Genomic DNA, 10895 nt, shown 5'->3' with positions numbered 1-10895 from the left:
TATTAAGATCATAAGCAGAACCTTCCTGCGCCAAAAGATCAGACATTCCGTTATTGTTGTAATCTCTGTCTGTTAATTTTAATATTGATTGTTTTGTTTTTTGGCACAACCAAACAATCGCTTTGCTTTTTAATTCCTGATTCCAGATGCATTCTCCCACTAGCCATGGCGTTTTGAAACGCGTTAATTCTGATGCTGCAGACTGGTCTAATACAAATGTTGCATTAGGATGGTTTTGTAAAAATGTAGCAGGAACTTCTGAACTGATATCTCCCTGAATAGTTCTCTTGATGATATCGGCTTTGTTTTGTCCCCAGGCCATTAATACGATTCTTTTAGATCTCATGATGGTTGAAACTCCCATGGTAATCGCTCTTTTAGGAACGTTGTCGATACCATTAAAATCTGATGAAGCGTCTACTCTTGTAATATGATCCAGTGTAATAATCCTGGTTCCTGAATTGACGTGTGATCCCGGTTCGTTAAAACCTACGTGACCGGTACGGCCAATTCCTAATAATTGAAAATCAAGTCCTCCGGCATTTTTAATATTCATTTCATAGTCGATGCAATATTGATTTAATTCCTCAATATTTACAGTGCCATCAGGAATATTAACGTTCTCCGGTTTGATATCAATATGGTTAAAAAGATGCTGGTGCATGAAATAATGATAACTCTGATTGTTCTCTTTGGTCATTGGATAATACTCATCCAGATTAAAAGTGATTACATTGCTAAAACTTAATCCTTCTTCTTTGTGCATTCTCACTAATTCTTCATAAACTTTGATAGGAGAAGAACCTGTTGCTAAACCTAATACGCAAGATTTTCCTTTTTCTTGTTTAGATCTAATTAATTGCGCGATTTCCTGCGCTACAATTATCGAAGCTTCTGTAGAATTTCTGAAGATTTCATTGTGGATTTTTTCAAATCTGGTCTCTTCAAATTTTCCCGCGCTTTTATAGCTGATATCAGGTTTGGTTTCTAGATCAGTTTCCATTTTTATTAATTTTATTTGGTTATTTAATTTTAGAATAGGACAAGTCCCATCGGGACGTTATATTTATAGAAATTCGGGTTGTCTTATATGAACCCCAGCGGGGTGACATATTTTTATAACAATATAAATGTTTGAGATATTACACTCCTCCGGAGCTTTTGTGAATGCTAATAATTGGCTATAAATATTACGCTCCTCCGGAGCTAATTGGCAGCACTTTTTATTTGTTTCTAAATCTATGTTTCTATGTGTTTAATAATTTTTTTATCAGAAGAAAGGGTAGTATACAATCCGATGATGACAAATGCAACTCCAAAAAGCGTATACAAAGTAAGTGGTTCATCGACCACAAAATACGCAATCAAAAATCCGAATATCGGACAAAGAAAAAGCCAATATGAAGCTTTGATTGGATTGTTTTTTAATAAATACAACCAAAACTGAACCGCACCAATAGAAACCGCAATTGCCAGCCAAGAAGTCGAAAACCAAAAATCGCTGTCGAAAACATTTTTATCAGGTTCATACGTTAAAAATAAAACCGGAAGCAGAAACACAGCTCCAATAATGGTTTGCCACCCATTGATGGTAAGAATGTGTAATCCGTTCCAGTTTTGTCTGGAATAATAAATTGTTCCTAATGAATAGGCAATCATACTTGTAACTAAAATAAGTATGCCGCCGGGAGTTGCAAAACTGTTTTGTAATAGAGGATAAGCCGCTAGAAATACACCAATAAAACACAGCAGTAAACTAAGAATGTTTTTGAACTTGATTTTATGCGATAACCAAATAGCCGAGATCAAAACAATAAAAACAGGATTAGTTGCTACAGCCAGACTTCCCAAACCGGCGGATACTTTTTGCATGGCAATGACATACAACCCCAAATAAATAGTGATGTTAAACAAACCATAAATACTGATCTGAACCCACTCTTTTTTTTGAGGAAATCGTTTTGCCATTACGATATGAGAAATGAAAAGCATAATGCTTCCGGCTATTATAAACCTGAAAATAGAAATCACAAAAGGCTGTGCGGCATGCAAACCAATTTTGGTTGCCGTTGATGCAGATGCCCATAAAAAGGCAAATAATATTCCGGCAATAATGATTTTAAATTCCTTGATTTTAGCAGTAATCGGAAGCATTTTTTCTTTGATCATTTTATGAAATAGTAGTTTTGTTTTTAGAAAAATCCAACGTTTCTATTTCAGATAAATCGTCATTAAATTGTACAAAAGTGGCAGGAAATCCTTCTTTTATTTTTCCGAATTGATCTTGTAAACCAATCGCACTTGCAACGCGCGAAGTAGCCATTTTAATAGCTTCGTCTGCCGAAACATCAAGATGATTATAGGCATTTTGAACTGCTTCTAACATTGAGATTGTTGCTCCTGCCAGATTTCCGTCGTCGTTTCTGTAAAAACCATTGTCAAGATGTGCATCGAAATTATCCCATTTAAAGTTTTCAACCTTTCGGCCTAAAAATGTGGCGTCACTAATCAAAAAGAATTTGTCTTGTTTGAGTTTGTACGCTAATTTTGCCGCCGCATAATCGCAATGTGCACCATCAAGAATTACTGGAGCATATACATTTTCGTTTTCAAAAGTGGCACCCACTAAACCCGGTTCGCGATGCCCAAATTGTGTCATCGCATTAAATAAATGGGTTACCAGTTTTATACCTTTCGAAAAGTAAACCTGTGCTTCTTTGTACGTAACTGTAGAATGTCCAATTGAGATTTGAATGTCACTTTTTAACAACATATTCAGTTGCTCGTCTGTAAAACATTCCGGTGCAATCGTGATCACTTTTATAACATCTTTTCCAAGTCTTATAATTTCTTCAAGCTCACCGTTCGTTGGTTTACGAACCTGATCAATACTATGCGCACCACGTTTTAACGGATTCAAAAACGGTCCTTCCAAATGCATTCCGATTACGCCATTATGGTGTTTTTTTCTATAATTGCGAACGGCTTCAATTCCCTGAAGAATTGTTTCATGCGAAGAAGAGATCAAACACGCAAGTACTTGTGTAGTTCCATGTTTTAGGCTTGCATCATACATATCCTGAATCGTTTCTTCGGTTGGAGTTTGACTGAAATACAGTTTTTCTCCTCCGTTGATCTGAATATCGATAAAACCCGCAGCAATATGTTTTCCTTTTAAATCAATCGTTTCAATAACATCTGGGATTTCTTTTTGTACGGATATAATTTTTCCATTTTCGATGATAATAACTCCGTTTTCGATGATTTCATCTCCTGTGTGTACGGTTGTATTGATAATCGCTTGTTTCATTTTTTAATTTTATTTCTTTATTATTTTTTGTATTGTTTAAACCGGATTAAAATTCGGCCCTACAATATTGGTCGAGCCGATGGCTCTTTTTTTTAGCGGAATTAATCCGATGGCTCTTTTTTAGTTTTTAATCAATTTGCTGCTAATGGTTGTCTCTGTATCATTTGCATTTAAAAGATAAATACCTTTCAATTGATTTCCTAACGAAAAGAAAATTTCTGTTTCATTAGTACTTAATTTTTCAGTACGAATTATTTTACCTGATAAATCATAAATTTTGAACGTAATATTTCCCTTCGCATTGTTTACTTTAATCCTAACCACATCATTAATTGGATTTGGATTTACATCAATGCTGAATTTTTGATCTTCAGTTGCTGTGTTTTCCTGTGTTTTTTTGCTTAACGAAGGACTACTGGCTGGAACAAATGTATCCGTGCCATTGGTAAGCCAATTTAAACTAAAACGAACAAAATACATCTGATAAGTTGAACTTTCTCCGTTCTCATAATAAATGCCAATTGTTCCGTCAGGCAAAATTGTTAAACTCGAATATGCCGAAGCTCCGCTAAAAATAGTTTTAGGTGATCCCCACGTTGTTCCTTCATCTGTACTCAATTGTACACTCACATTTTTTCGGCTTCCAGAAAACGGAATCGAATGCAATAATCTGTTTTTATCATATCCGTCAAGGGTAGAAGTATAGCGAATAAAATCGCCATCGCAATTTGGGTCAGTAATACTTGCTTGATTATAAGCAGTTCCCCAAGTTGCTCCTTTATCTGTTGAGATATTAAAACGACGCGTTCCCGGATTACGAATACTCATCATGATATTGCCGTTGTTTAGTTCTACGACTTTAGATTCGTCTCCGTCTAATTCTGCTCTTCCGGTTGATGCTGTCCATGTAATTCCGTGATCAGCGCTGGTAATTATATAATTATTAATGTGTTCAACTCCCGAAACATTTTCTCGTACAGCAATGGCAGCGACAATTTTTCCGTCTCTTAATTGATGTGCTCTTCCTGAAGCCACAAATAATCCTTTCCAACCCGGATTTGGACCATAAATTTGGTTAGTAATATCAACAGGAGTTCCCCATGTTACGCCATTGTCTGTACTATGAATCACTAAAACTTTGGCAGGTGCTGCATTTGTCGAAGCAAAAAAACCTTTCTCGGCAGAAACCAGACACAATAATTCTCCTGTAGTTTTATCGAGAACTAAAGCGGCATCTCCCGCTCCGGTTGAAGCACCAAAATTAGCAATGACAATAGGAGCAGACCAAGTTTTTCCGTTATCGGTACTACGACGCACGACAGGATCAATTTTAGCTGCTAAATCCCCGGCACCATTCCATCTTTTATCGGTTACGGTAACTAATGAACCATCGGCAGCGGTGATAATCGCCGGAATACGATAACTGGCAGATTCTGCATCTCCGGGTGTAAACAAAAGTGTATTGGCTAATAATATCGTACGATTGCCCGAAACGGTATTAGCTGTTGTATTATAAGTAATACTGTTCGCTACGATTGACTCGCAAGTGGCATCTAATAAATTCCCTTCTGTTGCTGAAGCCGAAACATCATAGGTAATCCAGAAATAATTGTCTCCGTTTATCAATGCTTTTGAGCCGTTAACAACAAGATTTCCGCTTGACGGAGTCACATTCCCAAACAATGTTGCCGTTGCCGAATTGAAAATTGCAGTAGATCCGCTGGAGTAAATTTTGATATTAGTAACATCAGCAATATTGGTAGTTCCTGCCATTGTAAATTTTAAAGCACTTACCGTAAGCGGATTTATGGTGCCGCTAACAGCAGCTTTTACAGCAATAATTCGTTGGTTGGTATCTCCAATTCCGGTTGGTAATTCAGTCTGCACTAATGAAACTGCATTAATTTGCATTTCGTTGGTTTGGGCAATCACCATCGCTCCATTATTTAAAGTTCCCGGATGATTGTTTCCTGAAATGTCCGGAACGTTTGTACCGCTAACATTTTCAAAATCCCAAGCTGCAATCAAGTTGGTTTGTGCTCCGTTTACAATTGCTGTTTTATCTGTTACAATTTCTGCGGCAGTCATGGCTTTATTCCAAAAACGAATATCGTCTAATTGTGCATTCATATAAGAAGAAAAATTACTGAGCGTTCCAAATAATAAATCTCCGGTATTTGAAACTGTATTTGTTCCGCCAATATTTGTGGTCGTTTTGGTTTGCTGCAAAACACCATCAACATAAATTTTACAACTTGTTGAAGCAACATCAACGACCATTGCCAAATGATGCCAAATGTTATTCGCAATATTCGAAGTTCCGTAAGGAGGTCCTGCGGCTCCGGCACTTGTCGTTAAATTTACTCCAAATTGTCCACCGCCGGCTGAAGTATTATTGATAAATTCATATCCAATTCCTGCACCGCCAGGGCGTTTACTTAGAATACGTTTACCAAAATCTGATGATTTGATTTTGCAAGTCACCGTTAAACTTTGTCCGGCTGCTAAATTAAAATCACTATGATTCACAACCGACATATAATCATTAACACCATCTAAAGATAAAATCATCGGAAAAGCATTTGATGTCGTTGGAGATCCAACCAAAGTCCCGGGATGGTTATTCCCTGAAACATCGGGAACAGTTGTACCACTTATGTTTTCAAAATTCCACGCTGCCAGAAGATCTGTTGCCGGAGCATTGATAACAGCAGTCATATCAGTTTGCAATTCAGTTGCTGTCATGGCTTTGTTCCAAATGCGGAGATTATCGATTTGACCTGCCCATTTGTAACTGTTACTGGCATCAGAAGTCGCTCCAACCACAAAGTTTAAAGCATTCGAAAAATCCGAAGTAACAGAGGTAAAAGGTTTTCCGGTATTGGCCAAAACACCATCAATATAACCGTACATCGTTCGATTACTGGAAGCATCGATAACCAGTGCAATATGATGCCAGGTTCCGTCTGCAATAGAATTGGCCGAATATCCTGCGGTACTAATATTGTTGGGCGTTCCGGTTCCGCTCATGTTCATTGCAAATTTTCCAGCATTGGTTCCATTGCCGGTCCAAAATTCATATCCGTTTCCGGATGAGCCATTTCTTTTGGCAAAAATTCTGGGAGTTCCGGTTGAAGTTGTTGTTTTTATCCAACATGTAATCGTTTTGTTTTGGCTTGCGCCGAAGTCTAAATCAGCATGATCAGGAACAGTCATATAAGTAGAAATTCCATCGAGGTTCAAAACCTTACCACTTTGTGCTTTGATACTAATACCATATAAACACATAAAACACGAACAAAATAAGCGTAATAAATTTTTCATAGTTTTTATTTTGGTTAAAATTGGTTAATAAGCGTAAGGTTTAATCTCGAGAATCCTGATGGAATAGGTGGTACTATTACAATTATTTAGTGTCATTTTTATTTAACACATAGAAACATAGATTTAAAATTTAAATTCTTTTTTAATAAAATCATGATTTTCTCACATAGCGTTATGTTATTTGCTGTGCCGTTAGGCACAACATATCGGTAGAAAAAAGAATCCCAATAAATCCAGCGTGCCGTAGGTATGCAACAAAACGTATATATTGCGTACCTACGGCACGCTACCGGATCTTGAACGTATTTTTTCTACCGATATGTTGTGCCTGACGGCACATACAATCCTATCTTGATCTGTATTTCTACCAATATTTAGTGCCTAACGGCACACGCCAACGGACCGTAAATGTAATTTTCTACCAAATATTTAATGCTTAACGGCACATTAAATTCAATCCTGATCTGTGTTTTCTACCAATATTTCTTGCCAAACGGCACACAAAAACTTAATATAAAAGGTATTATTTATAGATGGCTAAATGTCTAACATCGCCAATACCGATTTACATAATTTGATTTTCATGTTTCATTGTTTTTTCAAGATGTTCGTTTAATATTTGTGCGCAATACCATTCTTGTCTCGGTAAATGAAAAGGTCCTTTATAAAGATTTCCTTTAGCAGTTTGCGCCACGCTTCCGTCTCTGTGTAAATACCCAAACCATTCTCCGTTTTCTTTATCATGGAATTTACTATACGCATAATCGTGAATCATTTTATGCCATGTTGCGTATTTTTCATTTCCGGTCATTGTGTACGCCAATAAAGTGGCAATAATAACTTCATTATGAGGCCACCAGAATTTCATGTCCTGCCAATATTCCTGAACAGGTTTACCATAAACATCGCAGAAATATAAAATCCCTCCATGTTCTTTGTCCCAACCACGTTCCCACATATAATCCAGCATTTTGCAGCCTAATTCGATTAAATGAGGATCATTATTTCTATATTTTGCTTCGTGTAGAATAAACCATGCACCTTCAATAGCATGACCCGGATTCAACGTGCGTCCATCAATATGATCTATGATTGAACCATCAGGAGCTACTTGTTCCATCACACATTCGATGTCATGTTTTACAAAATCATTTTCGATTTCGGCAATCCATTTGGTGATCCATTCATCGCAACGCGGATCTCCAATGGTCTCCCTGATTTGTTGTGCCGTATTGATCATAATCATTGGCGATCCAATTCCTTTCGACGGACGTTCTCCGGTATATTTTGGTTCTAATAAACCCGGAGTACTCGAATATTTGATGCATTCTCCAAATAAATGACGTGCCTGTTCTGCAATTTTCTCGTCTCCGCTAGCTTTCGCGTAAGCGCTCATCGCAATCACGGCAAAGGTTTCAGAGAAATAATAACGGCGTTTACGAATTGGGTTTCCTTCGCGGGTTACATGGAAAAACATTCTTCCGTCAGTATCAAAACAATGTTGGTTGATAAAATCGATTCCGGATTTGGCGCCGTCTAACCATTCTTGTTTAGGTTCGATCGTGTTATAAAGTGTCGATAATAACCATGCGGTTCTACCCTGAAACCAAACCGATTTATCATCGTCGATTAAGTCGCCATTCTGTCCGCGCATTAATAAATAACCGCCGTGAATTGTGTCAATTGATTGTGGAAACCAAAACGGAACGGTGTCATGTAGTAATTGGTTCTGATAAAAATCTTTTAGGTGTAAGAGATCAGTATTGGAATAACTCATTTTATATATTTTTTAGACTTAGTTTTTTTTACTAAGTGTTGATTTCGTATTTGTTGGTCTATATTTTTTTAAGAATTAGAGACATAGCTCTCTAATTCTTAAAAAAAGGCGTTTCACTTAAAAATAAATCTCATAGCGCTATGTGAAAAAATGTATTTTCTTTAATTGTCTTTTTTGATATTTAAACTATGTTTCTATGTGTTTAATTTTTTTCTCGCAGATTAGGCAGATTTAAAATGATTTTTTAATTCGTGCTAATTCGTGCAATTTGTGTTTCAATTTTTATTGTTTAAATCCAGTTGAAACGTCGAACACGGCAAATTTGCTTCATTGACGAGATTTGCTTTTGTATAAGGCTTCCAGGCATATAAGACGGTTTTAATTTTTTCACCTTTTGGGATATTTATTGAAACCTCGTTTTTAATAATTGTTGCTTTACTTTCAATTCGGATTCCTTTTTCGGTTACCAACTCAAAACCTGTTAATTCTTTATTATTCGCTGTTGATAATTGTTTGGCATTCGAAAAAGAAACTATAATTAGATCACCTTTTTGAGTGGCTTTTTGCGCCGATGGTCCGTTTGCGATGATACTTTTTCCGTAAGTATATTTCAATGCCAGAAGCGCCAGACGATCTCCAACCTGCTTTTTTTGAATAGGATGCACATTTGTAGCATCACCGTAATCCATACTAATCGCCATACCGCTATTGGCAATGTTTTTCTGAATTTTGTTTTGTGCATCTCTAAAGGACGGCCAGGTTGGACGATCTGTTCCTGACAATTGAACATAATAAAACGGAAGGGAGTTTGCCCAGGCTTTACGCCAGCTTTCAACCAACACAGGCATTAAATGTTCGTATAATTCGATGTTGTGTGCGTTGCTTTCGCCTTGGTACCAAATAATTCCTTTTATGGGAAAATCGGTGAAATGAGTTACGCCGGTTTCATAATTATAACAAGGTCCGTAGGGATGTCGCTGTTTTGGATTTTTGGCATTTTTTAAATTTTCATCAGCACGCGATCTTACCCACGGCATCATGAAATCAGATTTTCGCCAGTTGGTCAGTACGTCGACTACTTTATCATCGTGTTCCAAAGTATATCTGTCAATCCAGGATTCTATGGGAGATCCGCCAACGGCAACTTGTATTAAACCTATTGGAACATTTTCTTCGCGAGCAATATTTTGTCCGAAGTAATAAGCTATTGCCGAGAAGTCTTTTGCACTTAATGAATCAGAGATTTTCCATTTTCCGGAAAAGAATTCTAATCGATTCGTTTTTTCTAAAGTAATAGAATCCCACGCTTTTTCATCTGTTTCTGCAGTGGCCTCAAAATTGAATAATCGAAGATTGGTGTTGTTGATGGCTTTTTTTACCTCAGCAATTCCATTTTCTGATTTATAAAGAGGGAATGCCATATTTGATTGTCCGGAACAAAACCAAACGTCTCCAATTAGAATATTTTTCAGAACGATTTTTTTTTCTTTTGATGAAATAGTAATCTGATGTGTTCCTCCAGATTTCACTGCAGGAAAATTTATTTTCCATTTTCCGAATTCATTTGTAGTTGTAATTTCTTTTTTATTGTCTAAAGTGATTTCGACTTTTTCTCCGCCATTTGCATTTCCATAAATTACAATTGGTTGATTTCTTTGCAACACCATATTATCGGTGAAAACAGGAGATAATTTTAGTCCGCCAAAATCCTGCGTGATATTTTCGTAAACGATCTTTGCTAAAATTGTTGCTCCTTCTTTTGTTGGATGTAAAGCATCAGGGAAAAGATCAGGACGATTGTACAGTTTCTCGTGAAGATCAATTAGTTTGACATTATTGGCTTTTGCAATTCCGTTGATATGTTCCTGAACTTGCCAAAACCAATCTCGTGTTCCGGACTTAAATCTTGGATGTTCATTGAATATCGGCGTCATTTTGCAGATATAAATTTTTACCTTCGGATTTTGTGTTTTTAGAGTATCGATTAACCACGAATAATCTGCATCAAAATCTTCTCTGTAATTCGGCCAGTTTCTGGGATCGGTATCATTTAATCCTAAATGAATAATGGCAATATCAGGACGATAGGCAATGGCTTCAGCACATTTTTCGGTTTTAAAATAAGGCGTACTTCCTTTCTTTAAAAGCGTTGCTCCGCTATGTCCAAAATTTTTGACTTCATATTGATTTCCCATTAAAATTTGCAACTGCGAAGGATAAGATTCGGTTGTTGGATTGGCTAAAAGATAACCAGCCGTAACAGAATCACCAATGCAAGCAATTTTTATTGGAGTTTGCGCTGTCATTTCAAGATTGAAAATCATTGAAATGAAAAGCATAACCATGAAAAGATTTCGTTTTTTTGTTCTCATTTTTTTTAGAACTATTATTAAAAAAAGGCTCATTTATAAGCTGGGCAGAAGGCATAGCTCCGCCCTGGCTTATAAAAACTTCAAAAAACCAACTAACTCTTAAATTGTAAAA

Annotated in this window: 6 protein-coding genes; all 6 read right to left on the bottom strand. The window is 36.7% G+C overall.

Translation table 11 applies throughout. The annotated features are described in order from the left end of the window. Nucleotides 1-1003: glucosamine-6-phosphate deaminase (nagB, locus tag ACQKCJ_RS16615; protein ID WP_427402466.1), on the bottom strand; the 1003-nt coding region annotated here is incomplete at its 3' end. Nucleotides 1004-1239: 236 nt separating this feature from the next. Then, complete coding sequence (locus tag ACQKCJ_RS16610) at nt 1240-2169, bottom strand: DMT family transporter (RefSeq protein ID WP_427402465.1); 930 nt, start codon at nt 2167-2169, stop codon at nt 1240-1242. A gap of 1 nt (nt 2170) precedes the next feature. Next, nucleotides 2171-3310, bottom strand: a complete 1140-nt coding sequence (gene nagA, locus ACQKCJ_RS16605) for an N-acetylglucosamine-6-phosphate deacetylase (RefSeq protein ID WP_427402464.1) — start codon at nt 3308-3310, stop codon at nt 2171-2173. Between the two features lie 120 nt (nt 3311-3430). Beyond that, complete coding sequence (locus tag ACQKCJ_RS16600) at nt 3431-6634, bottom strand: LamG-like jellyroll fold domain-containing protein (RefSeq protein ID WP_427402463.1); 3204 nt, start codon at nt 6632-6634, stop codon at nt 3431-3433. Nucleotides 6635-7199: 565 nt separating this feature from the next. Next, entirely contained in the window at nt 7200-8411 is a 1212-nt protein-coding gene (locus ACQKCJ_RS16595; protein WP_427402462.1) for an AGE family epimerase/isomerase, read from the bottom strand. 275 nt (nt 8412-8686) lie between these two features. After that, a complete protein-coding gene (locus ACQKCJ_RS16590) occupies nt 8687-10783 on the bottom strand; it encodes a GDSL-type esterase/lipase family protein (RefSeq protein WP_427402461.1) in 2097 nt (698 codons plus the stop codon). Nucleotides 10784-10895: the final 112 nt, after the last annotated feature.

Origin of the sequence: Flavobacterium sp. NPDC079362, from assembly GCF_050267765.1 — a bacterium.
Lineage (GTDB): Bacteria > Bacteroidota > Bacteroidia > Flavobacteriales > Flavobacteriaceae > Flavobacterium > Flavobacterium azizsancarii.
This window is presented reverse-complemented; position numbering and strand designations above follow the sequence as displayed.